22 protein-coding genes and 1 riboswitch are annotated in these 26,019 nt (G+C 35.9%); of the genes, 15 read left to right on the top strand and 7 right to left on the bottom strand.

The window, feature by feature from the left end:
* Positions 1–81: 81 nt before the first annotated feature.
* Positions 82–2,106, bottom strand: a complete 2,025-nt coding sequence (locus tag ACECE_RS0203635) for an alpha-amylase family glycosyl hydrolase (protein ID WP_010244212.1) — start codon at positions 2,104–2,106, stop codon at positions 82–84.
* 786 nt (positions 2,107–2,892) lie between these two features.
* Here ACECE_RS0203635 and msrB point away from each other — a divergent pair.
* From msrB to ACECE_RS0203615, 5 genes are all read left to right on the top strand, one after another.
* Positions 2,893–3,894, top strand: coding sequence for a peptide-methionine (R)-S-oxide reductase MsrB (gene msrB, locus ACECE_RS0203630; protein WP_010244209.1), 1,002 nt, complete (start codon positions 2,893–2,895; stop codon positions 3,892–3,894).
* Between the two features lie 261 nt (positions 3,895–4,155).
* On the top strand, positions 4,156–4,311 hold the full coding sequence (locus ACECE_RS32530) for a hypothetical protein (protein ID WP_162862463.1): 156 nt from the start codon (positions 4,156–4,158) through the stop codon (positions 4,309–4,311).
* On the top strand, positions 4,298–5,932 hold the full coding sequence (locus tag ACECE_RS0203625) for a class I adenylate-forming enzyme family protein (protein ID WP_010244207.1): 1,635 nt from the start codon (positions 4,298–4,300) through the stop codon (positions 5,930–5,932). Before ACECE_RS32530 ends, ACECE_RS0203625 begins: the two co-directional genes overlap by 14 nt.
* Before the next feature lie 312 nt (positions 5,933–6,244).
* Positions 6,245–7,294, top strand: coding sequence for an inorganic phosphate transporter (locus tag ACECE_RS0203620; protein ID WP_010244204.1), 1,050 nt, complete (start codon positions 6,245–6,247; stop codon positions 7,292–7,294).
* A 36-nt stretch (positions 7,295–7,330) separates the two neighbouring features.
* Positions 7,331–7,954 (top strand): DUF47 domain-containing protein, encoded by a 624-nt coding sequence (locus ACECE_RS0203615; protein ID WP_010244202.1) that lies wholly within the window; start codon positions 7,331–7,333, stop codon positions 7,952–7,954.
* Between the two features lie 23 nt (positions 7,955–7,977).
* On the opposite strand, the gene ACECE_RS0203610 is transcribed toward ACECE_RS0203615, so the two are convergent.
* On the bottom strand, positions 7,978–9,027 hold the full coding sequence (locus ACECE_RS0203610) for an asparaginase (RefSeq protein ID WP_010244200.1): 1,050 nt from the start codon (positions 9,025–9,027) through the stop codon (positions 7,978–7,980).
* Positions 9,028–9,360: 333 nt separating this feature from the next.
* Here ACECE_RS0203610 and ACECE_RS0203605 point away from each other — a divergent pair, with 333 nt between their 5' ends.
* Positions 9,361–10,179, top strand: coding sequence for an undecaprenyl-diphosphate phosphatase (locus tag ACECE_RS0203605; RefSeq protein ID WP_010244198.1), 819 nt, complete (start codon positions 9,361–9,363; stop codon positions 10,177–10,179).
* A gap of 36 nt (positions 10,180–10,215) precedes the next feature.
* Here the strand turns inward: ACECE_RS0203605 and ACECE_RS0203600 are convergent, their stop codons facing one another.
* From ACECE_RS0203600 to ACECE_RS0203585, 4 genes are all read right to left on the bottom strand, one after another.
* On the bottom strand, positions 10,216–11,451 hold the full coding sequence (locus tag ACECE_RS0203600; RefSeq protein WP_010244196.1) for a sensor histidine kinase: 1,236 nt from the start codon (positions 11,449–11,451) through the stop codon (positions 10,216–10,218).
* Positions 11,452–12,126: a response regulator transcription factor gene (locus ACECE_RS0203595; protein ID WP_010244194.1), complete on the bottom strand. Its 675-nt coding sequence runs from the start codon at positions 12,124–12,126 to the stop codon at positions 11,452–11,454.
* A gap of 61 nt (positions 12,127–12,187) precedes the next feature.
* Positions 12,188–13,651, bottom strand: a complete 1,464-nt coding sequence (locus ACECE_RS0203590; protein ID WP_026073681.1) for a sensor histidine kinase — start codon at positions 13,649–13,651, stop codon at positions 12,188–12,190.
* 4 nt (positions 13,652–13,655) lie between these two features.
* Positions 13,656–14,354, bottom strand: a complete 699-nt coding sequence (locus ACECE_RS0203585) for a response regulator transcription factor (RefSeq protein ID WP_010244191.1) — start codon at positions 14,352–14,354, stop codon at positions 13,656–13,658.
* 212 nt (positions 14,355–14,566) lie between these two features.
* Here ACECE_RS0203585 and ACECE_RS0203580 point away from each other — a divergent pair, with 212 nt between their 5' ends.
* From ACECE_RS0203580 to ACECE_RS0203545, 8 genes are all read left to right on the top strand, one after another.
* Positions 14,567–15,253, top strand: coding sequence for a polyphosphate polymerase domain-containing protein (locus ACECE_RS0203580; RefSeq protein WP_010244189.1), 687 nt, complete (start codon positions 14,567–14,569; stop codon positions 15,251–15,253).
* 113 nt (positions 15,254–15,366) lie between these two features.
* Positions 15,367–16,068: a DUF4956 domain-containing protein gene (locus tag ACECE_RS0203575; RefSeq protein WP_010244185.1), complete on the top strand. Its 702-nt coding sequence runs from the start codon at positions 15,367–15,369 to the stop codon at positions 16,066–16,068.
* 14 nt (positions 16,069–16,082) lie between these two features.
* Positions 16,083–18,332 (top strand): CotH kinase family protein, encoded by a 2,250-nt coding sequence (locus ACECE_RS0203570; protein ID WP_010244182.1) that lies wholly within the window; start codon positions 16,083–16,085, stop codon positions 18,330–18,332.
* A 162-nt stretch (positions 18,333–18,494) separates the two neighbouring features.
* Positions 18,495–18,695: a cold-shock protein gene (locus ACECE_RS0203565; RefSeq protein ID WP_010244178.1), complete on the top strand. Its 201-nt coding sequence runs from the start codon at positions 18,495–18,497 to the stop codon at positions 18,693–18,695.
* Between the two features lie 259 nt (positions 18,696–18,954).
* A complete protein-coding gene (gene rbr, locus ACECE_RS0203560; RefSeq protein ID WP_010244176.1) occupies positions 18,955–19,548 on the top strand; it encodes a rubrerythrin in 594 nt (197 codons plus the stop codon).
* A 213-nt stretch (positions 19,549–19,761) separates the two neighbouring features.
* Complete coding sequence (gene mscL, locus ACECE_RS0203555; RefSeq protein WP_010244173.1) at positions 19,762–20,196, top strand: large conductance mechanosensitive channel protein MscL; 435 nt, start codon at positions 19,762–19,764, stop codon at positions 20,194–20,196.
* 365 nt (positions 20,197–20,561) lie between these two features.
* Positions 20,562–21,257 carry a response regulator transcription factor gene (locus ACECE_RS0203550; protein ID WP_010244169.1) on the top strand — a complete coding sequence of 232 codons (696 nt, stop codon included), beginning with the start codon at positions 20,562–20,564 and terminating at the stop codon, positions 21,255–21,257.
* Positions 21,232–23,319 carry a sensor histidine kinase gene (locus tag ACECE_RS0203545; RefSeq protein WP_010244166.1) on the top strand — a complete coding sequence of 696 codons (2,088 nt, stop codon included), beginning with the start codon at positions 21,232–21,234 and terminating at the stop codon, positions 23,317–23,319. The genes ACECE_RS0203550 and ACECE_RS0203545 overlap by 26 nt, the downstream gene beginning before the upstream one ends.
* A 274-nt stretch (positions 23,320–23,593) precedes the next feature.
* Here the strand turns inward: ACECE_RS0203545 and ACECE_RS0203540 are convergent, their stop codons facing one another.
* Positions 23,594–24,604, bottom strand: coding sequence for a nucleotidyltransferase domain-containing protein (locus ACECE_RS0203540; RefSeq protein WP_010244163.1), 1,011 nt, complete (start codon positions 24,602–24,604; stop codon positions 23,594–23,596).
* Positions 24,605–24,753: 149 nt separating this feature from the next.
* Positions 24,754–24,855: riboswitch (NiCo riboswitch) on the top strand.
* A 77-nt stretch (positions 24,856–24,932) separates the two neighbouring features.
* Here ACECE_RS0203540 and ACECE_RS0203535 point away from each other — a divergent pair.
* A complete protein-coding gene (locus ACECE_RS0203535) occupies positions 24,933–25,850 on the top strand; it encodes a cation diffusion facilitator family transporter (protein WP_010244162.1) in 918 nt (305 codons plus the stop codon).
* Positions 25,851–26,019 lie beyond the last annotated feature (169 nt).

Below are 26,019 nucleotides of genomic sequence, written 5' to 3'. Positions count from 1 at the left end.
GAGTCATATGGATGCGAATACAAGAACAATTAAACTAAAAGCAATGGTAAATATCAAACCATTGCTTTTATCATTTAAAGTTTATATCTTTTTTAATACCAAAGCCGTACGATTGGGTGAGTATATTGAAATTCCGGTAAAATCACGGTTCATATTGAGCTTATAAGTATCATAAATAACATCATGGGCTATACGTCCATGCCCTCCAAACCTATGCTCATCTGTATCTATAACAACTTGGAACCGGCCATCCTGATGGATTGGAAGCTCGAAGTCCGGATAAGATTCTGTCGGGTGAAAATTGAATATGAATATGAAGTCCTTTTTTCTGAATACAATCAGCTTCCTATTCTGGTCTATCCAAAGAGCTTGAGGGGCTCCACATCCTACCAGACCTTCTTCAGACATAAAATGAATCATAGCTCTGTCAAATTGGTTCAGGTCGTGATATCTAAGATATTCACTGTCGGCAAGAGTCCATTGCCTCCTGCAGTGTTTGAAGCTCCATCCGTTACCTTCCCTTGGAAAGTCAATCCATTCCGGATGGCCAAACTCATTGCCCATAAAATTCAAATATCCTTCTGAACCAAGCGAAATTGTAATAAACCGTGCCATCTTATGCAGTGCAATTGCACGTTCTATAACCAGGTTCTGGCTTTCCTTGTTCATATGCCAGTACATTTCTTTGTCTGCCATCCAGAAAATAAAAGTTTTGTCTCCAACCAATGCCTGATCATGTGATTCGACATAGCCTATGCGCTTTTCCATGTAACGGCTTGTCGACAGTTCATGGTACAGCGACTGCATGTTCCAGTCGTCATCTCTATGCTTCAAGGTATTGACCCAGAAGTCTGGCATTCCCATGGCCAGCCTGTAATCAAAGCCGATTCCACCATATTCAATGGGAAGGCACATTCCAGGCATTCCACTCATGTCCTCAGCGATAGAAATTGAGTTAGGTTTGATTTCTTTTATCAGCTCATTGGCAAATTGAAGATACGTCAATGCTTCAACATGTGTATTCATGCTGAAGTACTTGTTATAGTTGTCAAAAGCTGTTCCTAGTCCGTGGTCATGGTAGAGCATGGAGGTTATACCGTCGAAACGGAACCCATCAAAGTGATATTCTTCTATCCAGAATTTAATGTTGGATAACAGGAAGTGAATAACTTCATGCCTCCCATAGTTGAACAGCTTGGAGTCCCAGACATGGTGAGTGCCCTGACCGCCTGAGTGGAAAAACTGATATTCTGTACCATCAAACTCATTTATACCCTCTGCAAAATTCTTTGCAGCATGAGAATGTACAATATCCATGAGGACAGAAATGCCCATCTCATGGGCCTTATTAATAAGCGATTTTAGTTCTTCAGGCGTACCAAACCATGAGGATGCAGCAAAGAAATTGGTAACGTGGTATCCAAAGGAGGCATAATATGGATGTTCCATAATGGCCATAATCTGAATTGTATTGTATCCAAGGTCCTTTACTCTAGGAAGCATAGTATCCTCGAATTCCTTATAGGTTCCCATGTCGCACTTCTCCTGAGCCATTCCTACGTGAGTTTCATAAATTAACGGAGCTTTGGAGGTATCTACCTGGAATTCGGAATCTGTCCACACAAAAGGATTTTCAGGTGCCCAGATTTGTCCGCTGAAATTGTGATTTTCAGGGTTCTGAATAACTCTTCTTATATAAAGCGGAATTCGATCGTTAGCTTGCCCCTGACTTTTTATATGTACTTTGACAAGGGATTGATGGGGTAGTGCGTTTTTACCCGGAAGGAATATTTCCCAAACTCCATTGTCTTTTTTAGTAAGGGGATGAGATTCCCGGTTCCAGCCGTTAAAATCTCCAATGAGGTATAAGGCCTCAGCAGCAGGTGCCCATTCGCGGTAATACCAGCCCTCTTCAGTTTGGTGAAAGCCAAAATAATGGTGGCCGTTTGCAAAATCCTTAAAACTTTTACATTCACCAAGGAGTGCTTGTTTAACACCATAGTAGCGCTTCATTCTTTCCTCCAAGTCGTACCTGTGAGGTTCAAGCCATGGGTCGATTTCCAGTATTTTAAGTCCAGCTTGAGGGTTTAAACTGTTGTTTATCATAAGTATCTTCTCCTAATATTTAATAACTTTCTTGAAATCTAAAGATAATGCTTAAAATCTCGTCTATTATTGTAGTATTTACCGGAGAATATGCTCTATACAATGAAAAATAAAATTATTAAGTAATAGCTGAAATATTACTTTGGATTTTTCATGTTAAGTTTGTTTTTGCTTACTCTTTTTTGGTATAGTATAAAATTTTATAGACCATAACACTCATTCTACCTCACTTCATTTGCTACTGAATTCTTCGGTAATTTCTATGACAGACTAACTACAATAATTCAACGTGCAGCAATATTTTTTTGTGAAATCCGAACTTGTATTAATCAATAGACAACATGTAAATAATGACATATAAATTAACATATTAATGTTACGACAGTTTGAATGATATGTCAACAATTGTATCTAGTGATCGTTAAGATAAGTTAACCAGGTTTTTATATCTAGTAATATTTTAATTGTATAGTGTGTAATTATTATATAAAAGATTCAGATTTACATAAGATTATAAAAGAAATTGTAACCATCCAATTTATATATGTATCAAAGATATAATTTAAGGAATAAGTGTGTACATAAATTAATACCAACAAAGGAAAGTTAGTTATTGTACTTTCTATTATATATTTTGTAAAACAGATTTCATAAATATCAAATTGCTATATGAGGAAATAGTTTCTATAATTTAAAAAACTGCGATTTATATATAATATTTAAGGGTAACGATATTATAAGTATTAGGTGAGTGCAAAATTGTACTGGATGGGAGTGGACGTTATTATGAACAATAAATTTAACGAATTGGATTATAAATTTGCTACATTTGCTGGTGGATGCTTCTGGTGTATGGTTCCTCCATTTAGAGAACTTGGTGGTGTTTATCAAGTGATTGCAGGCTATACTGGAGGACATATTAAGAATCCGACGTATGAGCAGGTTTGCTTGGGAGAAACAGGGCATTTTGAAGCTGTACAGATCAAATACGACCCTGGGATGGTTAAGTATGAAAACCTCCTGGATATTTTTTGGAGCCAGATTGATCCCAATGATCCAAATGGACAATTTTTTGATAAGGGTTCGCAGTATCGTACAGCAATATTTTACCATGATGAAAAGCAGAGAGAGCTGGCTGAGGAATCAAAGAGAAATTTGCAAAATGGAGGAAGCTTTAATAAACCTATTGCAACAATGATAATAAGGGCTTCAGAATTTTATCCTGCAGAGGAATATCATCAAGATTATCATCTGAAAAATCCTGAGCATTATAAGAGCTACAAGATTGGCTCAGGTCGGGAGGCGTTTATTCAAAAGACTTGCAGAATAAGGGAAACTGCAGAAAAACAATATATTAAATTAGATGATGATACATTAAGGAATAAGTTGTCAAAATTGCAGTATCAAGTAACCCAGGAGAATGCAACGGAAAGGCCTTTCGAGAACGAATACTGGGATAATAAAGAAGACGGAATTTATGTAGATATTGTTTCGGGAGAGCCATTATTCATTTCGCTTGACAAGTTTGATTCAGGATGCGGATGGCCGAGTTTTGATAAACCTCTTGTTAAGGAAAATATAAAAGAAAAGGTTGATAAAAGTCATTCAATGATACGTACTGAAGTGAGAAGCAAATATGCAGACTCTCATTTGGGGCATGTATTTGGTGATGGCCCAACACCAACAGGTGTAAGGTATTGTATAAATTCAGCAGCCTTACGTTTTATACCTGTAAAAGATCTTAAAAGGGAAGGGTATGAGGAGTACCTCAAATTTTTCGATAAATGAGTTCGGAATTTAAGCGCACAGAGCAAAAAACTTGAACGTTCCTCTGTTATAATGGGATTATATACTAGTAACCTTATATATGTCAGTAAGTAGTTGGTATATGAAAAGTCTACAACAAATAGGATAAGCACTTGAAAATTGTACATGTCAGTGATAGAATGGAATTAATTTTACAAGCGGTTTTCCACGTAGACTGCGGCGGGAATGCCCGTTAATGTGCCGGAGCATAATGTGATTGCTCTATTGGCTGTACTCTGTTAGGTGGCAGCAAATGAGGTGGTACCACGGATATATCCGTCCTCTGTTTTAATGCAGTTTGTGACTGCTTCAACAGAGGACGTATTTTTATACCGATTTAGCCTGATTTTATATGATTTTACAGGCAAAGAAAGGATGCTGAAAAATGGCTATTACTGATTTTCTTGAAAGAAATGCAAAACTTTATCCAATGGAGGTCAGTCTCGTTGAAATCAATCCAACCAATCAACCCGATCATACAGTTACCTGGCGTGAATACAACCTGATCGAGACAAGCCCGAATGAAAAATATCGTCGTGAAATGACATGGAAGGAATTTGATATAAAGGCAAACCGTTTTGCAAACCTTTTGCTTACCCGAGGAATCAAAAAGGGTGATAAAGTTGCAATTTTGCTTATGAACTGCCTTGAGTGGCTTCCAATATACTTTGGAATTTTGAAAACTGGAGCTCTGGCTGTGCCTATGAATTACCGTTATACTGCAGACGAAATAAAGTATTGTCTGGAGTTGGCAGAGGCTGATGCCCTGATATTTGGGCCGGAATTTATTGGACGTGTGGAGCAGGTGTTTGACCATCTCCACGGCGTCAAAACATTTTTCTATGTTGGCGAAAACAGACCTACTTTTGCTGATAGTTATGATAAACTTGTTTCTTATTGCTCATCCACAGCACCGGCTGTTGAGTTGAAGGACGATGACGATGCAGCAATATATTTTTCTTCCGGTACAACCGGATTTCCAAAAGCGATTCTTCATTCACACCATGCACTGATTTCCTCGTGTATGACTGAGCAGAACCATCATTCGCAGACACGTGAAGATGTGTTTTTGTGTATTCCGCCGCTCTATCATACTGGTGCTAAAATGCACTGGTTCGGCAGTCTTTTGTCTGGAAGCAAAGCTGTTATTCTCAGGGGGGTTAAGCCTGAGTGGGTTATGCAGGCGGTGTCTGAAGAAAAAGCGACTATTGTTTGGTTGCTTGTGCCATGGGTGCAAGATATTCTGGATGCTATCGAGCGTGGTGACATTCGACTGGAAGACTATCGCATTGACCAATGGAGACTGATGCATATTGGAGCACAACCAGTGCCTCCTAGTCTGATACGCAGATGGAAGCAGGTATTCCCAAATCATCAGTATGATACCAACTATGGTCTCAGTGAATCAATTGGGCCAGGCTGTGTTCATCTTGGGGTTGAAAACATACATAAGGTTGGATCAATCGGAAAAGCAGGCTATCTATGGGAAATTGCAATAGTTAAAGAGAACGGCGAGCCTGTTGAGCAAGGAGAAGTAGGTGAATTGATTGTCAAAGGTCCCGGTGTGATGAAATGCTACTTCAACAACCCGAAAGCAACTGCAGAAATACTCAAGGACGGTTGGTTATATACTGGGGATGTTGCACGAATGGACGAAGATGGTTTTGTTTATCTGGTTGACCGTAAAAAAGATGTTATTATCACTGGTGGGGAAAACCTGTATCCTGTACAGATTGAAGATTTCCTGCGTGCGAATAATGCTATTAAGGATGTGGCTGTGATCGGTTTACCTGACGAGAGACTTGGAGAAATTGCAGCAGCAATTATTGAACTGAAGGAAGGTGCGGTATGCACTGAAGAAGATATTAACGAGTTTTGTATGGAGTTGCCGCGTTATAAACGACCACATAAAATTATTTTTGCCCAGGTACCAAGAAATCCTACCGGCAAAATTGAGAAGCCGCGTCTTCGCGAAATATATTGTGGTAAGAGACTGGTTGAGGCTCAGACGACAAAATAAGTTCCAACATTTTGCTAATTTGGGGCTGCAGACTTTAATCTGCAGCTCTTTTTTTAATGATTTCTTTTTTCAAAAACGGATAAAATAAACTTAGAAATACAAACCAAATTTTAAGATATTTTTAAGGATAAGATGGTAAACTTAAAATATAATATACATGTAATCAAATTGTTAAATAAATGTTAAATAGCTGTAAGATTTGCTAATGGCTATTGTATGTCCACATAAATTATGCTATTCTAAAAAAGGTCAAGAAGGTAAAAAAGACATATAGAGAAAAATTTATGAAAATCAAAGGAAAGTTGATGAAAAATGACAGTAACACTTAGTGGTTTTTTAAGCGAATTATTGAGAAATCCAGCTTTAGTTGTAACTACACTACTAACTTTAGGAGTTATATTGGTTAATGGTTGGACGGATGCTCCTAATGCCATTGCTACCTGTGTTTCAACTAGGTCAATAAAACCTAAGACTGCTATTGGGATGGCAGCTGTTTTTAATTTCTTGGGTGTTTTAGTTATGACTATGGTAAATTCGAAGGTAGCAAAGACTATCTACAATATGGTTGATTTTGGTGGAGATCCTAGGGAAGCACTTATAGCACTTTGTGCGGCCCTTTTTGCAATTGTTCTTTGGGCAACGGCAGCTTGGTGGTTTGGGATTCCAACAAGTGAAAGCCATGCACTGATCGCAGGAATTAGTGGTGCCGCAATTGCACTTCAGGGAGGCATAGGTGGTATTAATTTTAGCGAGTGGGTTAAGGTTCTTTATGGATTGGCATTATCTATCGGATTAGGTTTTATTATGGGCTGGGTGATTGTAAAGATAGTAGAATTGATTTGTGGAGGCTTAAACAGGGCAAAAACATTTACTCTTTTTAAGGATGCGCAGATCTTGGGTAGTGCAGGTATGGCATTTATGCATGGTGCACAGGATGGACAGAAATTCATGGGAGTATTTTTGCTGGGAATGTTTCTCGCTAGGGGACAATCAGTAACCGAATTTCATATTCCGCTCTGGTTGATTATTCTTTGCTCAGTAGTAATGGCTTTTGGTACTTCTATCGGAGGATACCGTATAATAAAAGCTGTGGGAATGGATATGGTAAAGCTTGAAAAACATCAGGGTTTTGCGGCCGATTTTGCAGGGGTTATATGCCTTTTTATAGCATCTACAACCGGATTGCCGGTTAGTACAACCCATACAAAGACAACTGCCGTTATGGGTGTTGGAGCAGCAAAACGTATATCTTCAGTAAACTGGGGAGTTGTTAAAGAAATGATGCTCGCATGGGTTCTTACATTCCCTGGATGTGGTCTGATAGGCTTTTTGATGGCGTGGTTATTTATGCAGATATTTTAACGAATAATATAATTTAATGAAAGAGGATTGGGAATTATGGCTCGTAAAAAAGATGAATACTACTATGATACGTTTGTAGAATTAGTTGAACACTCTTGTAAAGCAGCAGATTTGTTGAATAAAATCATGAACAATTTTAAGGCGGACGAATTAGTAAAGAAAGTAGAAGAAATGCACAGTATTGAGCATGCTGGAGATGAAGCAAGGCATGTAATGACAAAAAAGCTGGTAAAGGAATTTATCACGCCTATTGAGAGAGAAGATATCATGGCATTGGCAAATACAATAGATAATGTTACAGATGCAATTGAGGATGTTGCGCTTAGAATGTATATGTTTAATGTTACGAATATCCGTCCATATGCTTTAAAGATGACAGAAGTTATTGTTAAATGCTGTGACTCATTAAAGGTAGCTCTTGGTGAGCTGCATAATTTCAGAAAATCCAAGACTTTACATGAATTGATCGTAGATGTTAATCACCTTGAGGAAGATGGAGACAAGCTTTATACAGAAGCTATGAGGGATCTATACGTCAATTGTAATGACTTTAAAGAAGTGGCAGCATGGGAATCTACATTCCACTTCCTGGAGAAGTGCTGTGATGCTTGTGAAGATGTTGCAAATGCGATTGAAGACGTTATTATGAAGAATTCATAAACCGGACTATTTTAAAGATGGTATTACTCAAATAAAATATTTTCGCCTAAAAAATGCCGATGACTTATCGGCTTTTTTATGTTGAAAATAGGCAGTATTTTTCCTATGGTTTCATTTAAATTGTTTTTCAATTCAATGTTGTACCAGTGTTTTAGCTTTGAGAACTCTGCTTCATCTAAAATATCAAGCTCTTTTAAAATTTGAATGACTATTGGATAAAGTGCCCGACTATTACCATCAATAATCTTTATACAGATACCAAGGTTACCTTCTTTTACACCAAGACAATACACTGCCTCGCTGCCTAACTTTCCTATGAGTTTTCCTTTTGTCACCTGCATCAACTCTGTACAGAATTCTTTGTCACCTGCAACCATTTCCGGGAAGCTTACCATAGACTCAAAAATAGTTCTGCATGGATAGTAATAAGAACTAGCTGGGTTCTCGGAATTCTCCGAAAATTTTGCGTACGACAGGGCAATTTTATATATAGGTAGAAGGTATACCGGCACACCGCATCCGTCAGTTCCAAAAGGTATAGAGTTTACATCCTCATTGGTGAATTCGGCGATTGTTTGTAAAATCTCTTGTTGTACGGGGCTGCCTGTTTTTTCATAACTACCTATATCGTATCCTCTGAATTTAGCAAGAGCCAGCATTGAGGAGTGCTTGCCGGAACAGCTGCAGTGGGTGGCTGAAGGTGAGTTGCCTTCGCTTACAAGGTTTTTATATTCTTCAGCATTAGAAGGCTTTGTTATGCCGCAGTGCAGGTTTGCCTCATCAAGGTCCAGTTTGTTCAAAATCGATTTAATAGTCTCCTGGTGCTTTTTTTGACCAGTATGTGAGGCGCATGCAATGGCAATTTCCTTTTTCGAAAGGTTAAATGCTTTTGCTGCACCTGATTTGATAAGCGGTATTGCTTGAATCGGTTTTGCAGACGAACGGAAAAATATTTTAGTATTGTAATCACCCAGATGATAAAGAATTTTTCCAGATGAGTTTACTACACAGATAAACCCATAATGCAGGCTTTCTATATAATTAGACCTTGTTAGTGCAACTAATGGTTCCATTTTTCACCTCATGATAACGAACAGTACTAATGATGCATGCCGCTTGTTTTATTAAATTAGTATAACCTGTATGCTGCTCAAATTATGTATATTATACTTTCAGCTACATAAAATCCATATTCATTATTATTAAAATGTGGTTGATATTGGAATCCTTCTGATGTATAATTTCATAGAAATCATAAGGCGATTTACAAGTTACCTGACAGGTTATGAAAAGACTGTTGCTTTTGAAAATTGTACTTTACAACACAAATTTTTAGAGTGAAAAACTGTAGGAATGCTAAAATATAACTTTGGTTTTAATTTCAATTGGAGGAGACGCAAAAAAATATGGAAATTATTAAAGCAATTATTCTTGGTATTATTGAAGGAATTACAGAGTGGCTGCCAATCAGTAGTACGGGGCATATGATTTTGGCAGATGAGTTTATAAAGCTAAATGTGTCCAAAGAATTCAAGGAGGTATTTTTGGTTGTTATTCAGCTTGGAGCAATATTAGCAGTAATAATGCTATTTTGGAATAAGTTGTTTCCTGTATCTTTCAAAGAAAAGAAGCTGCAAGTAAAGAAGGATACTATTTCCTTGTGGATGAAGGTATTGGTTGCGGTTATGCCGGCAGCAATAATAGGTATACCTTTTGATGATAAAATAGATGCTCTATTCTACAATTACCAAACAGTTACAGCTACCTTAATTATTTATGGTATTTTATTTATCCTTCTGGAAAAGCGAAATAGAGCAAAGACTTCTTTGGTTAATGGGTTTGACCAACTTAGTTACAAGACAGCTGCAATAATCGGTATATTTCAAGTGTTGTCCTTGATTCCTGGGACTTCACGTTCTGGGGCAACTATTTTGGGGGCGATACTAATTGGCTGTTCAAGAGAAATAGCAGCGGAGTTCTCCTTCTTTTTAGCAATACCAGTTATGTTTGGAGCGAGTCTTTTAAAGATTGTTAAATTTGGATTTGCATTTACCGGATCAGAATTAACAGTACTTTTATCAGGTATGATTGTAGCTTTTGTGGTTTCAATTTTTGCAATTAAGTTTCTTATGGGATATATTAGAAGGAAAGATTTTACTGCCTTTGGTTATTATAGAATTGTACTGGGTTTGATTGTTATGGTATATTTTATGGCTTTTAGGTAAGTGAGTCAGAAGGGGAAGCACTGACCCACTTACTGCCTAAAAAATGACATAAAATGTTGTACCAGCTTCTTTTGTGCTTGTTACTGAGATCTTACCATGATGCATTTCTACAATATTTTGTGCAATGGACAGCCCAAGGCCATATCCACCTAATTCCCTTGCTCTTGATTCATCTGCACGGTAGAAACGTTCAAATAAATGAGGTAGGTGCTGAGCAGGAATTGGTTCTCCGGAGTTTGTTATTTCGAGAAGAATTTTATCCTGCTTTTGACTTAAGTTTATTTTTATAACACCTTTTTCATCTGAGTATTTGCAGGCATTATCAAGAAGAATCATAATTAATTGTTTAAGTTTTCCCTCATCACCCTTAAAAGAGATATCAGACTTGATATCACTTTGTAAATCCTTACCCTGTTCATATGCAATTGATTCAAATGGAAGCACACAACTCCAGACCAGGTCGCTAAAATTAAATATAGATGTAACTACAGTATTTCTTGATGCATCAGATTTGGCCAGAAACAATAAATCATTTACGAGACCCTTCATTCTTGTAGATTCTGTCTTGATATAGTCAAGCCACTTGAGTTGACTTTGAATGGTTTCTCCTTTATGAGCCGCTAGAACATCTGTATTAGCAAGGATAACAGTAAGTGGTGTCTTTAATTCATGGGAAGCATCTGCAATAAATTGCCGCTGTTGTTCCCAAGACTTTTCTACAGGTTTTAAAGCCCATTTGGCAAGATAAAGGCTAATAATGAAAAAGGCGCCTAAACTGGCCAAACCAACCAGTGTAAAAGTAATTATTAAGTTGTACATAATAGTTTGCTCTGAACTTAAATCATAAAAGGCAATTTCTGTAACGCCATGTTTATCCTTCATCATATAGCGAAAATCCTGACTTGATATAGTACCGGTCGGCTTATTATCATTGATACATTGCTGAATAAGTTCATTTAGCACTTCATCAGATATTTCTACGTTTCCTACTGTTTTATAGATTTTATTGTCAGAATTTAAAACTACTTTAAAAACAACATTGTTATTCATAGGTTTTTTATCATCAGGAGGTTCATTTCTTGGCGGCTCTATTCTTCTTTTTGGCATTCCTTCAGCACTAAGCTTTGAAAGATTTTCTTCAAGTGCAACATAGCTTTCACTTACTAGTCTTTGATACGTGGAAATGCCAATTGTAATAAAAGTAACTATGAGAACAATGCTTACTAAAACCATATTTATTATAATGAACTTTGTTTTTAATTTTTGAATCATTTAAGGTGCCTCCTCTAGGAAGTACCCAATTTTCCTAACAGTTGAAACAGTTGCTTTTGAGCCTAGATAGGAAAACTTCTTTCTTAGAAATGAAATATATACTTCCACATTATTATCCTCTGCGTCGGATTCATCTCCCCATACTCTAGTAATTAGTGTTTCCTTTGGAACAACCATCGTTGGGTTTAACATAAGCAAGCGTAGTATTTCGAATTCTTTATAACCTAAATGCACTGATTTTGATCCGCATTCCAACATATAGGTAGCAAGATTAAGAGACAGGTCTGAAAATTGCATTGAATCCATGATTATTTCGCCTTGTCTTCTGGACAATGCACGGATTCTGGCTAATAGCTCATCAGGAACAAAAGGCTTGGTTAAATAATCATCAGCCCCGCTGTCCAAACCTGCTATTTTGTCTGATACTTCATCCTTTGCAGTAAGAAGAATTACAGGAGTTTGCAGTTTGTTTTTTCTCATTGTTTTAACAACTTCGAAGCCATTAATTTTGGGGAGCATTACATCCAGTACAATAACATCATAAACGCCTGTCATTGCATAGTCCAGGCCATCTGCGCCATTATACACAACATCCACTATATATTTATTTTCAAGCATGATTTCACGGAGTGTGTCCGCAAGTCTGATTTCATCTTCAACTATTAAGATCCTCATGTTTATACCTTCTTCCTAATATAAAAATTATAGATAAGAAAGCTTAAAATACTCTTAAACGTCATTTTATAGGCAATATAATTGTAAAAATTGCACCACATTGGGAATTATGTGCTGTTATTTTTCCATTGTGTTTTTCTATTACATTTTTGCTGATAGCTAAACCCAGGCCGACGTTACCCTTTTTGCCTTTGTAAAATCTTTCAAAGATATTTGGAAGCTCTTTGGCATCAATTCCGGGGCCATCATCACATATGGTAATCTGGAGCTGATTTTCGGAAAGCTTTTGTGATTTGATCTCTACAGTATTGTTTGCATATCGTATGCAGTTGCTGATTATATTCGTAAATGCTCTGAAGAGCTTATCTTCATCTGCATATATTGAAATATTATAACTGAGGGAATTGGCTATAAGGCTTATATTGCTTTTTATAGCAATGCCGTTCATTCGTTCCTTACAGGTATTTATAAAATCGTTAAAATCCAGAGCGTTATAGTGGTAGTTTTCTTCTATTGCATCAAGACGCGACAAATATAATAAATCTTCTACAAGATGGGTCATTCGCTTGGTTTCATCAATTATTATATCAGCAGCAGTGTCTTTTTCTACGACATCATACTTTATTCCTTCAGCATAACTTTGAATAGACATAAGAGGAGTTCTAAACTCGTGTGAAGCATTTTGCAGAAAGGTTTTCTGAGCTTTATCATACGATTCAAGCTTCTCAGACATGGTATTTATATTAATCACAAATTCCTGCAGCTCATCATCTACAGGCAGGTCAATTTTTGTTCCGAAATTCCTCTCTGCAATTGCTCCAATATGTTTGCTTAGAGAAGAAAAGGGTGCGGATATTTTTTTTGCTGCTATGGACGAGAAGACAGCAACAATTAATGCTGATAAAACAAGAATTACAAGTAATATAGCATTTATCGCTAACTTAAGCTGATTAACCTTTTGGAGGGTTGAGTAAATTACCAGCCAGCCTAGTCCGATGGAATTCTGATTAGAAATAGGTTTGATAATTGATATATATTCTGTTCCGTTTATTGTAAAATTAATATATTTTTGATCTTCTACATCTTTTAAGTGCCCTATCTCGTTTGTTACTTTTTCAACTATATTTTCTGGAAGGCTAAAATAATCCTCGCTTGGAGATGGGATTACTTCCTTGTTATTATCTAGAAGTATATAATTGGCATTAAGTATTGAAAGAGGTTCCCTCAACGAATGATCCAACATAAAATGAAACCCTAGCAGATCGATATCGGTTTTGTTAGTTTCATTTATAGTGTCTGGTGGTGGAGGAGGTGATTTTTTATCTTTAATGGGGAAAAAGTCAGGACCCTTATGCAATGCTGTGTATTCAGTTTGCTGGGCGATCATACTCAACTGTTTTTTGATATCACCTTCAATATAAAAACGGATGGCGATATTAAACACTATAGTTGTCAATGCTATCAATCCAACTATTATGATAATGTTGTATTTGAAGATCCGCCATTTCATTGTGTTTCTCTTCATAGAATCATTCCTTATCTTCAACTTTGAAGCCATATCCCCATACCGTTTCGATTTTTAAAGCTGAACCTACATCTGTAAGCTTTTTACGGACTCTCTTTATCATGTCATCAGTAGCACGTGTTTCTACTTCATTATCAAAACCCCATACCTTATCTAGAAGTTCACTGCGGCTTACTGCTTTGTTTTTGTTAACGGCAAGGTAATAAAGCAATGCAAACTCCATGTTAGTCAAACCGATATTTTTATCATTAATTTCGGCTTGCTTTTTGTCGGAGTTTATAACAACATCTGCAATCTTTATTTTTTGAACTTTTTCATTCTTGATTTTATCCATCTCGATTCTGCGAAATATGCTTTTGATCCTTGCAATAAGTTCCATAGGGCTGAACGGCTTTGTAAGATAGTCATCACTCCCTAATGTAAGGCCTGCTATTTTGTCTGTCTCAGTATCTTTAGCAGATACAATTATAACAGGTACATTACTTTTCTCTCTAATTGATGAACATAGAGAAAAACCGTCCAATTCCGGCATCATGATATCTATAATAAGCATGTCCGCCGGTCTTTTATTAAACGCTTCAAGTATTTTACGGCCATCATTGAACGTTTCTACTTCATACCCTTCTTTAACAAGAAAAGATTTTATTATATTGCATATATTAACCTCGTCATCTGCTATATAAATCAGTTTTTTGTCGGACATATTAATTCACCTCTTAAATACATTTTACCACTTAATAAACAAAAATAAATATTTTCCAATGATATGCCTTAGTATTGCCACAATTATAGTTTCTGATTAAATCTATAATTGCCACAGTTTTGCGGAGATTTATACTAAATGAGGATGCTAGAATAAGTTTAGAATTAACATGTATTTAACATTTCGATTCTTAAGGAGGTGAAAGTGAAACAATGCATAATATAAAATACCGCCATGAATTCAAACACTATATTAACATTGGAGATCGTTTATTGTTACAAAGCAAGCTTAGGCATATTATGAAGCCTGATTCAAATGCCGGACCTGACGGAAACTACCTTATAAGAAGTTTGTATTTTGATACTCCTGATGACAAGGCACTGATGGAAAAGATTTCAGGTGTAGATAACCGTGAGAAATTCCGTATTCGCTTATATAATCATAATGATTCATATATAAGGCTTGAGAAGAAAATAAAGGTTAATGGGCTTACAGCTAAATTGAGTACAAAACTAACTAAAGATCAGTGCAGCGATATTTTAAACGGTAACATTGAATGGATGAAAGATTCAAATAACCAGGTTTTAAATGAGGTATACCATAAAATGAGACACCAGAGGCTAGCACCGCGTACTATTGTAGATTATGACAGGGAGGCGTATGTATACAAAGCAGGTAATGTAAGGGTTACAATTGATAAATCAATAAGGACAGGTATTACCAGTACAGATATATTTAGTAAGGATCTACCAACAGTAGAAGCCCTTGATAAAAAGATGGCAGTGCTTGAAGTAAAGTTTGATGAGTTTTTACCGGATATAATAAGTGATATTGTTCAGCTTGGTGATCGACATAAACTTTCGGTTTCAAAGTACGCTCTTTGCCGTATGTACGGTTAAGAATCGGTGAAACCGGCTTCTTTAATGCCTAAGAAAGTGCATTACTTTCTGGCACCAAAAAAGTCTACCGAAAGGCGGCTTTTTTACAATCATAACAATTTGGGAGGAAAAACATGAGAAGTGAAGTGACAAACAATCAGGTTAATTTTAATGATATATTTAAATCGAATTTTTTGGAAAAGGTTTCGAGCTTTTCAGCCCTAGATACTTTAATAGCGTTAGGACTTGCATTTGCTTTGGGATTATTCATTTATTTTGTTTACAAGAAAACATTCAAGGGTGTAATGTACTCTAAAAGCTTTAGCATTTCGTTGGTAGCATTGACCATGATAACTACTCTTTTGATTCTGGCAGTTACATCCAATGTGGTTCTTTCGCTTGGTATGGTGGGTGCTCTTTCAATTATAAGATTCCGTTCAGCTATAAAAGACCCAATGGATATAGCATACCTCTTCTGGGCAATAGCAACAGGTATTGTATTGGGTGCAGGTCTTATTCCGCTGGCTGTTTTTGGTGCTGTATTTATTGGAATAATACTCGTTATATTTGTTAATAAAAGCAATACAGATAACCCATATGTTCTTATAGTTAACTGTGAAGATGATAAAGCTGAAAGTAATGTACTAAAACTTGTACAGGATAATGTAAAGAAATATGTGGTTAAGTCCAAGACTGTAACAGGCGGAAAAGGTATAGAAATTACAGTTGAAATACGCCTTAAGAGTATGGAAACAACATTTGTTAATGAAATTAGCAGGCAAAATGGAGTTTCCAGTGCAGTAATGGTAAGTTATAATGGTGATTACATGAGCTAAGAAAGGTGAACAGTATGAATGAAAAACCGCATATAATGGCTGTTAAAGTAACTGCAACGCTATTATCGATAGCACTATTGATAACTGTTATGGCCTGTGTCCCAAAGTTTGCACCTGAGACAGCACAAGCTTTAGCGCAACCTGAGTATATAGATAAGGTGTTTGATAAAAACACAGTAAATGAAATTAGTATTGATATGGATGAATCCGATTTTCAATGGATTATGGATAATGCGACAAAAGAGGAATTCAAAAGCTGCAATATAACTATCAATGGTGAGAAATTTTATAATGTTGGTATAAGGCCAAAGGGAAACTCAAGTTTGTCAAACCTTGCAAGGAGTAGCGAAACACAGCGTTTCAGTTTAAAGATTGACTTTGATCAATATGTTAATGGTCAAAAATATCATGGTATGGAGGGGTTGGTGCTCAATAATGTTATGTCTGATAAATCATACATGAAAGAGTATCTCTCGTTTGAATTGTTTGATTTTATGGGTATAGCATCCTCTTCATGTGCTTATTCCAATATCAAAATAAATAATAAAGATTGGGGATTATACCTTGCCGTTGAGCTTGTAGATGAAAGTTTTATACAAAGGAAATTTGGAAGTGTAGAGGGCAATTTGTATAAGCCTGAGGGCATGGACATGGGTGGCGCTGGCAATCAAAACGGCGGCGGACCTCCTGACTTTGGCAATTTTAAGGGTGGTCAAATGCCATTACCCAAAGGAAATAATGGAGATCAAATGGATGGCAAGATTGGAGCACAAGACGTCCAAAAGCCAGCATCTGAAGTTATAGAACCTCAAAATGGTCTAATAAAAGGAAATGATCAGAGCAAAACAGATAAACAAAGTGGACAGGATAAACAAAACACTCAAAACGATCAGAACATCAAAACTGATTCAAAGAGTTCCGGAAATCAGAAAAGAGATATGAAAATAGCAGGTGGATTTGGTGGAATGGGCGCGAGAGGTGGCACCAATCTCAAATATACAGATGATAATCCTGAAAGTTATTCAGTTGTAAGAGAGGGTGCAGTTTTTAAATCAACAACAGATGAAGACTTTAAAAGAGTAATTGAAATGATCAAAAACCTAAATAATGGTACTGAGCTTGAGAAATATCTTGATGTAGACGAAATACTAAGATTCTGGGCAGTAAATACTTTCCTGGTCAATCTGGACAGTTATGCAGGTGGGATGTATCATAACTACTATCTATATGAGGAAGATGGACTTTTTACACTCTTGCCATGGGATTTTAATATGTCCTTTGCAGGTTTTAGTATGAAGAATGCCTCAAATGCAATTAATTTTCCAATAGATAAACCTGTTACAGGTAATTTGGAGGATGCGCCTCTTATAGGGAAGCTTCTTGAAGTAGACGAGTATAAGACTCGTTACCACGATTATTTAAAGAAAATTGTTGAAGAATATGTAGGAAGCGGCATATACGAAAAGTCAATTAACAGTGTAAATGCGCTCATAAGTGATTATGTAAAAAAAGATGCAACAGCATTCTACACGTTTGAGGAATATCAAAAAGCAATACCCGCTATGAAAACTTTTGGAAAAGACCGGGCTGCCAGCATTATTGCACAACTTGACGGAACTCAGCCTTCTACCGCTTATGGAACAATATCAACCACGCTTAACCTGAATGACTTAGGGAGTATGGATTTTGGAGGTTTTGGCGGTAATGGTAATTCAGAAAAGAAACAAGGGCAACAAGGTGGTGTGCAGCCACAGGGAGACATGCAAGGGGGAAATATGCAACCTCCTGATGGTATGCAGCCACCGGGAGACATGCAGGAGGGAAATATGCAACCTCCTGATGGTATGCAACCACCGGGGGACATGCAAGGGGGGAATATGCAACCTCCTGATGGCATGCAAACACCCGGAGATATGCAGCAGGGTGGCAATATGCAACTGCCAGGTGATTTGCCGCAATTGGAGAATATGAATGAAGTAATGCAAGTTATTGATGAAGCAAACGGGACAGAACTAACGGATACGCAAAAGGAAAAGCTTAAATCACTGGGCGTTGATGAAAATATGCTGAAACAAATTCTAAGCATGTCCAAAAATATGGGTTTTCCGGGTGGACAAAATTCTCAGAACACTACTGGAATGATGAAGGCTCAAATTGTTATTTTATTGGCTTCAGTTGCAGTTTTATTGGCAGGTATAATATTTGTTACAAGATTCAGAAGAAAAAGCTATATTATATGTAATAAAAATCTGAGGGGCATCTAGCGCCATTAGGTTTTTGGGGATTTGCTTCGAAAATTCCATAACTAAATATTTTATTAGTTATGGGAAAATTATACTTGACAGAACTTCGAAAGTATGATTTAATTGGAATGTGTTTAAAGCTCTGAATGGGCGAAATTATACACCCTGAAGGAGGTGCGGATAATGTTAAATGGTACAGTTAAATGGTTCAATGCTGGAAAAGGTTTTGGATTTATCGAAAGAGAAGATGGTGAAGATGTATTTGTTCACTTCTCAGCAATAAATGCTGATGGTTATAAAACTCTTAACGAAGGTCAAAAAGTTCAGTTTGAGGTTGAAAACGGTCAACGTGGCTTACAGGCTAAGAACGTTATTCCTTGCTAAAACTGATAAGAAAATAAGACATTAGCAATATTGCTAGTGTCTTTTTTTATTTGAGAAATTTACGGCGAAAATCACTAAAATCAATTATAGCAAAATCTCAATAAATTTTGTTTAAGATACACTTGCTAGTGGTATTCTAAATAAGTTACAAAATTAAATTACAATATATTATTAAGATACTGGCATAAGGGATTTTCGGGTGATATAATGCTTTTATCAAATAATAAAACTATTAAAAATTAACTATAGGAGGTTACTTATGAAGAGTTTAAAAGGTACAAAAACAGCGGAAAATCTATTAAAGGCATTTGCCGGTGAATCACAGGCTCGTAACCGCTATACATTCTATTCTTCAGTTGCAGACAAGGAAGGATACAAGCAAATAAAAAATTTGTTTATTGAAACGGCAGATAATGAAAAAGAACATGCCAAGAGATTCTATAAATTACTTCTAGAAGGGTTACAAGGAGAACTTCCAACAACTATAAAAATAACAGCAGATTTTCCTATAGCTCAAGGGACTACACTTGAAAATTTAAAAGCGGCAGCTGCCGGTGAAAATGAAGAATGGTCAGACTTGTATCCGGAATTTGCGAAAGTGGCAGAGGAAGAAGGTTTTACTGAAATAGCAACAGCCTTCAAAATGATAGCAAAAGTTGAAAAACATCATGAGGAAAGATATAAAAAGCTGGCTGATAATGTAGCAAATGGAGTAGTATTTAAGAAGGAAGAAAAAGTTGTTTGGAAATGCGCAAATTGCGGATATATTCATGAAGGATCTGGAGCACCTGATAAATGTCCTGCATGTAATCATCCTCAATCATATTTTGAATTGAATGCGGAACCGTACTAATAGAATAGAGTTGAAAACCTCTCATTCTTCTTGTGGATATTTGAAAATGTTCACAAGAAGAGCAGGTTTTTATTTTGAGATATAAATGGATGCTTACATATGAAGAGCAGAAAACAGTATTATGTGATGTCTGGATAAAATTTTACTTTCACATTTTATTGGGGCTGATGTAAAATAAGTATATCCAAGAAAATAAAATATGTGGAGGTCATTATGTGGAAAGAGTTTAAAGAGTTTGCACTTAAAGGGAATGTTTTGGATCTGGCAGTGGGTGTTGTAATTGGGGCTGCGTTTGGAAAAATTGTAACTTCGCTTGTTAATGATATTATAATGCCTGTAATCAGTGTCTTTACTAAGGGGTTGAACTTCGAGAATTTGTTTGTTAGTCTCGACGGGAGTAAATATGCCACTTTGGCTGCGGCTAAAGATGCTGGAGCAGCAACTTTGAATTATGGATTATTTATAAGTAATATTATTGACTTTTTAATAATTGCTTTTTCAATATTTATTGTAGTAAGGCAACTAAACCGTTTCACAAAGAAAAAAGAAGAGCCTGCTCCTAAGAAAACAAAACAGTGTAAGTATTGTTTTAGCGAAATTCACATTGATGCGACAAAATGTCCGCATTGTACATCTGATATGAAATAAATTTAGTATTGCGTACTTAAATTGTTAAATGCGCCGATGAGAAACTTTGGTTCTCTCATTGGCGTATTTTATTTTGAGAACTATCAACGAGCAAAGGTTATCAAAGCAATGGGGTTTAAAGACGCTAAATATCACCAGAACTTTGTGGTTTGGCAAATGATGCTTAAGCTAACTTGAATTGAACTTAGATCAAAGAACTGTTAAAATCACACTTGTAGAATATTAATAAATAATTGAGCTATTTTAAATCTTAAGAAAATCTTAAGAATTTTATATAGTGTTTTGTAAAGATTACCTGCTAATCTTATATCAGAGGCAGGTGATATAGATGTATTACTTCGGAAAAATTTTGGGGGTTTGCTCTTATGGATAGATTTAATGTATTGGTGTGTGATGATGACAGGGCTATAGTTGATGCTCTGGAGGTTTACCTCAGGCAGGAAAATTATGAAGTCATAAAGGCATATACCGGGAAGCAAGCATTGAAGGCTTTGGCAGAACAAAAAATTCATCTGATTTTATTAGATGTGATGATGCCGGAGATGGATGGGTTATCTGCAACTGTCAAAATTCGTGAAGAATTAAACATTCCAATTATAATACTTTCTGCAAAGTCTGAGGACACAGATAAAATTATTGGGCTAAACTTTGGAGCTGATGATTACGTGACAAAGCCTTTTAACCCATTGGAACTAATGGCAAGAGTAAAGTCACAAATGAGGCGGTATACTCTCCTTGGAGGGGCAGCAGAAAAGAGCGGGGTTATAAAAAACGGCGGTTTGGAGCTTGATACGGAAGCTAAAGAAGTCCGATTGGATGGGGAACTAGTAAAGTTAACTGCTACTGAATACGGTATAGTTTTATTTCTTATGAATAATATAGGCAGGGTTTTTTCGATAGAGCAAATATACGAAAATGTTTGGAATGAACCGCTGTATTCTTCGGAAAGTACAGTTGCTGTACATATTAGACGCATCAGAGAAAAGATGGAAATCAATCCTAAGGATCCAAAATATTTAAAGGTGGTGTGGGGAATTGGGTACAAAATTGAAAAATATTAAGTATTCAATGGTTGTAAAAGTTATTGCAGTTGTTATGGCTTTGTTTTGTGTTTTTACAGCATATGGTAGTAGTGTGTATCTTTTGAGTAATGAGAATATTGCCAGAAGTACAAATTATTATGAAACATATGGATTTTATTCTGAGTATTCAAGGCTCATTCACAATATTATCGAGTATAATGTGAAACTGAAGAGTGAGGAGAACATTAAAGCTTCCGGTAAAACTAAGGAAGAAATCCAGAATATGTTGGATAGATATAATACCATAAAGAATAGAATTACAGAATGTATTAACTTTACCTATTATATAAAAGACAGGACAACCGGTGCAGTAATTACAAATAATAATACCAAAGATCCAATATCACTATTTGAAGGTCAGGACACCATGTTTCATTATAGTCAGGATCAATTTGAATATAGGTATCCTTTTATGTATACTGATGATATTAAGTTAATGCTGTCTGGAACTTCATATGAGGTATATGCGGCTGTAATGGAGCCATTGAAACAAGGTGATGTAATTTATGACAATTATGTTTCTTATACAAAAGCTAAAATGTTGGCAAATAACATAAAATATCTTTTGATTGCTTCGTTAATTCTTTTTCTGATGATTCTGGCTTATCTCGTCTTTTCTGCTGGACGTAAGGAAGGAGTGACAGAAGTAGTATTAACTAATATTGATAGGATTTACATCGATGTACATACAATAATGGTACTTGTTGCTGCTGCAATTTCAATATTTGCTGTAGCAGGAATTGTTAATACAGGCAATTTTACAGAAATTGATTTAGAATTGATTGTTTTAATTATTTTAACCATTGATTTTTTAATAGGTTTATCTTTTTTATTGTCGGTAACAAGGCAGCTAAAAGCTGGAGGATTGATGCAAAATATACTCATTATAATAATTTTGGGCAAATTAAAAGCTCATTTTATAAGGAGAATTAATGGAGGCAAATCTATTGTTGTAAAAAGCTTTAGCAAAGGTAAATCTTTTATCAAACTTTGTTTTAATGGAAAGATTTTCAGAGTGCAGATACTTTTTTTGCTTTTGGTATACACGCTTTTAAATATAGTGTTCTCAAGCATCATTTTTCATTACGCATATTATGCAAATAATGGATTCTATCATGGGTATATTCACATATTCCTTACATTTCTTTTGTTTGCTATAAACGGTTTTGTCTTTTATCAGACGGCTAAGGGCTTGAAAACTTTGTCTACAATAATTGAAGGGACAAAAAATATATCAAGCGGCAATATGGATTATGCATTTGACGTAAATAATATGTCAGTTGCATTTGCTGCCTTTGCGGAAAATATTCAAACGATTCAAAGTGGTTTGAAAAAAGCGGTTGATGAAGCAATTAAAGGAGAACGAATGAAAACCGATCTTATCACGAATGTATCCCACGATTTGAAGACTCCGCTTACTTCTATTATTAATTACGTTGATTTGTTAAAAAAAGAGGAGCTGGATAATCAAAAAGTAAAGGAGTATATAAACATCCTGGATGAAAAATCGGCAAGATTGAAGGTATTAATTGAGGATTTGGTTGAAGCAAGCAAGGCGTCAAGCGGGAATTTGCCGGTAAACGCGGAAAAGGTTGATTTACACGAGCTGGTTATGCAGGCAGTTGGTGAGTATCGTGAGAAAATTGAAAAAGCAGGATTGGACATTCGAACTAGTACCAGTGATAAAAACATATTTGTCCGGGCTGATGGAAAGCATATGTGGCGTATAATCGAAAACCTTTTATCAAATGTTTTGAAATATTCGATGCAAAATTCAAGAGTATATATCAATATAACAAAAAATGAAACACATGGGGTGTTGACTATTAAGAATATATCAGCGCTTCCGCTTGAAATACCTGTAGAGCAATTGACAGAGCGCTTTGTCAGGGGTGATGTGTCCAGAACTACTGAAGGATCAGGTTTAGGTTTGTCTATTGCTCAAAGTTTGACTAATATTCAAAAGGGAAGATTTAACATTGAAATAGATGGGGATTTATTTAAAGTAAATGTAGAAATACCTTTATGGAATGATTTGTAGTAGAATACCATTCTCTGGGGAAGCAGTTCGATGAAAAATACAATTAAAAAGGCCTGCATTGCATGGCCTTTTTAATTGTATATATATATCTGAAGCCGGGGAATCAATTGAAGTAATATTTCAGCTATTCCTTAATAATAGTACACAAAAGCTTTATCTATTTTACGCTTGTACTATAACATTCGGTGCTAGGAATTTATTTCATCTAGAATTTTTAAAAATAATGATCACATTTCTCATATATAATTTGTTTTCTCTCCTTCGATTATATGTTCTAGATATTTTTGTTAAGTACTTTTTCGTATATTTCCATCATCAATGCTTCGACACGTTTTATGTCTGGCTCTTCGGGTAGAGAAGTATTATTTGCAGCATATTTAAACCGTTCTTCATATTCATTAACCATTTCAAAAACCTGATTGTAGCTGTACTTGCCTTTTCGAATATCTAAAAAGAGTTCGCGCTCATTCTCCCTATAAGTATTAATACCTTTGCCCTCAAGAATTTCGGTCCCTGTGACCAGAAGCCGAATTAAGTGCATTGCATGCTTGTTAAGGTGAAGTTCATCCTTTTTACTATTACGGTGGTTGAGCTTTGCGTATTCCCTGACTATGTTATCCATGTCCGAATAGATATTTTTAAGGTCACGCAGGGGATAGTGCTTTAATTCTATATCAATAAATATCTCTGATTCCATTTCCTCTTTGGCTGATTTATCAAGATACAAATTGATTTCACTGCCTGTAAAGCTCTTGTAGGTTCTTTTTAAATGATCCATTTGGCCTAATATGCTGTTTAATATATGTTGTTCTTTTTCTTTCTGTGGATAGTTATCTCTTGCCAGAGCATTCTGCAGCCTTCGAAGCTGTGCAGTAGCATAATTTCCAAAGCTGGCTATTGCTCTTCTTGACAAAAAGAGATCAACATTATCGCGCAAGAGTTTACCTTCTTCAGTTATAATTAGAAGGTGATCGGGGTTGGTGCCTAGTATTTCTAGAACATTTGGGTTGCTATTAAGACAAAGCAATATAAATTTCTTCAGGCCATAAATGACAGTATCTGTTACCCTGTCTTCAAACTGATCAAAACTAGACAAACCTATGATATCCTGCGGGGTTTCAATTGTGACACCTCTGATGTCGATATCACTGGTTTCAACATTTGTTCCATATGCAATAGAGCCCGCTGTTGTAAGGATTAGTATGTTTCCTCCAAGGTGTGGGTCGGTTTTGATAAATTCATATTCCTTTGAATTCAATTTTTCTTTTATAGATTTTATGTCCATATAAGTTGGTCTCCTTATTAAATGCCCGCGAGTGGAGGAATTGTGAAGCCAATATTATAAATTGGGGCAGGGCTAAATGCTTCCTTGAGATTTTTATTATATCATAGTATAATTTAACAAGAAATATCTTTTTGCACTGCATTTAAGCTACAGTACAAACTGATCAGGCGATAAACCCCAAATTTTAAGGTTTATGCAGCTGGGCCATAAACGGCAGCAGATGAAAAATATAACACATCTGTGGGACAGTGATTCCACAGGTGTGTTTTTTTACTTTTAATAGAGTTTAGAATTTCTGCCATAATAATAAATGATTGGAGGGCTAATTTTGATTAAATTGATAATAAGAAGATTTATTAAGAATAGTGAGAAGGTAAATGATAAGGAAGTACGGGAGTCTTATGGAATATTATCCGGTACTTTGGGGATTATTTGCAACCTGTTTTTATTTGTGCTAAAGCTTGCTATTGGACTATTAATAAATAGTATAGCAGTAATTTCCGATGCTTTTAATAATTTGAGTGATATGGGTACATCAGTTATTACGATATTTGGAGCTAAGCTTAGCAATCGTCCTCCAGATAAGGAACATCCCCATGGACATGGAAGATATGAGTATATTGCATCTTTGGTAGTATCATTTATTATTTTTGCTGTTGGTATAGAGTTATTAAGAAATTCGTTTAATAAAATTATTAATCCGCAAGAAGTGGTGTTCCAATTAACATCAATGATCATTTTGACGAGTTCAGTTCTGGTAAAGGTATGGATGTTTTCTTACAACAAGTATATTGGTAAAGCGATAAACTCAAGCATTATCAGGACAACAGCCTTTGACAGCTTAAATGATGTATACGCAACAAGTGCAGTAATAATTGGAACTATTATAGGCATGTTTGTTAGTTTTCCAGTTGATGGTATAATGGGGCTTGGTATTTCAGGATTAATTATATACACAGGGTTTAATACGGCAAAAGATTCAGTAGACTTGCTTTTGGGAGCTTTGCCAGATCCTGAGCTTATTGAAAGAATTAACACATTGGTTCTTGGCAGCAAAAATATAAAAGGTGCACACGACTTGAAAATTCATGATTATGGACCAGGAAGGATATCTGCCTCAATACATGCTGAAGTTTCTGATGATGCCAATATTGTGGACATCCATTCGGAAATTGATAAAATTGAACTAAAGGTTAAAGAAGAGCTTGGGATTGAAATGGTTATTCATATGGATCCTGTTGAGTAGGGAGTTTCAATTGTATAATACAATGCTGAAAATGCAGTTTGATTAAATCAATCTGCATTTTTAATGTTTGGGGAATTATGATGTTTTGTAAAAAAGCCACTAACTATAAACTAAGAGAAGACAAATATTTATGGGGTTAATATTGTTGGCAGCATTTTGAATTTTAATG

The sequence above is a fragment of the Acetivibrio cellulolyticus CD2 genome, assembly GCF_000179595.2.
Lineage (GTDB): Bacteria > Bacillota > Clostridia > Acetivibrionales > Acetivibrionaceae > Acetivibrio > Acetivibrio cellulolyticus.
Note: the sequence above shows the minus strand (reverse complement) of the source record. Positions and strands in the feature narration are given on the sequence as shown.

Bases quoted from the DNA above. Each gene is read 5' to 3' on its own strand.
- ACECE_RS0203605 (WP_010244198.1), top strand. From the start codon at position 9,361: ATGGAAATTATTAAAGCAATTATTCTTGGTATTATTGAAGGAATTACA.
- ACECE_RS0203600 (WP_010244196.1), bottom strand. From the start codon at position 11,451: ATGATTCAAAAATTAAAAACAAAGTTCATTATAATAAATATGGTTTTA.
- ACECE_RS0203590 (WP_026073681.1), bottom strand. From the start codon at position 13,651: ATGAAGAGAAACACAATGAAATGGCGGATCTTCAAATACAACATTATC.
- ACECE_RS0203635 (WP_010244212.1), bottom strand. From the start codon at position 2,106: ATGATAAACAACAGTTTAAACCCTCAAGCTGGACTTAAAATACTGGAA.
- ACECE_RS0203550 (WP_010244169.1), top strand. From the start codon at position 20,562: ATGGATAGATTTAATGTATTGGTGTGTGATGATGACAGGGCTATAGTT.
- ACECE_RS0203540 (WP_010244163.1), bottom strand. From the start codon at position 24,604: ATGGACATAAAATCTATAAAAGAAAAATTGAATTCAAAGGAATATGAA.
- msrB (WP_010244209.1), top strand. From the start codon at position 2,893: ATGAACAATAAATTTAACGAATTGGATTATAAATTTGCTACATTTGCT.
- ACECE_RS0203565 (WP_010244178.1), top strand. From the start codon at position 18,495: ATGTTAAATGGTACAGTTAAATGGTTCAATGCTGGAAAAGGTTTTGGA.
- ACECE_RS0203615 (WP_010244202.1), top strand. From the start codon at position 7,331: ATGGCTCGTAAAAAAGATGAATACTACTATGATACGTTTGTAGAATTA.
- ACECE_RS0203575 (WP_010244185.1), top strand. From the start codon at position 15,367: ATGAGAAGTGAAGTGACAAACAATCAGGTTAATTTTAATGATATATTT.
- ACECE_RS0203625 (WP_010244207.1), top strand. From the start codon at position 4,298: ATGGCTATTACTGATTTTCTTGAAAGAAATGCAAAACTTTATCCAATG.
- ACECE_RS0203610 (WP_010244200.1), bottom strand. From the start codon at position 9,027: ATGGAACCATTAGTTGCACTAACAAGGTCTAATTATATAGAAAGCCTG.
- ACECE_RS0203620 (WP_010244204.1), top strand. From the start codon at position 6,245: ATGACAGTAACACTTAGTGGTTTTTTAAGCGAATTATTGAGAAATCCA.
- mscL (WP_010244173.1), top strand. From the start codon at position 19,762: ATGTGGAAAGAGTTTAAAGAGTTTGCACTTAAAGGGAATGTTTTGGAT.
- ACECE_RS0203595 (WP_010244194.1), bottom strand. From the start codon at position 12,126: ATGAGGATCTTAATAGTTGAAGATGAAATCAGACTTGCGGACACACTC.
- ACECE_RS0203570 (WP_010244182.1), top strand. From the start codon at position 16,083: ATGAATGAAAAACCGCATATAATGGCTGTTAAAGTAACTGCAACGCTA.
- ACECE_RS0203580 (WP_010244189.1), top strand. From the start codon at position 14,567: ATGCATAATATAAAATACCGCCATGAATTCAAACACTATATTAACATT.
- rbr (WP_010244176.1), top strand. From the start codon at position 18,955: ATGAAGAGTTTAAAAGGTACAAAAACAGCGGAAAATCTATTAAAGGCA.
- ACECE_RS0203585 (WP_010244191.1), bottom strand. From the start codon at position 14,354: ATGTCCGACAAAAAACTGATTTATATAGCAGATGACGAGGTTAATATA.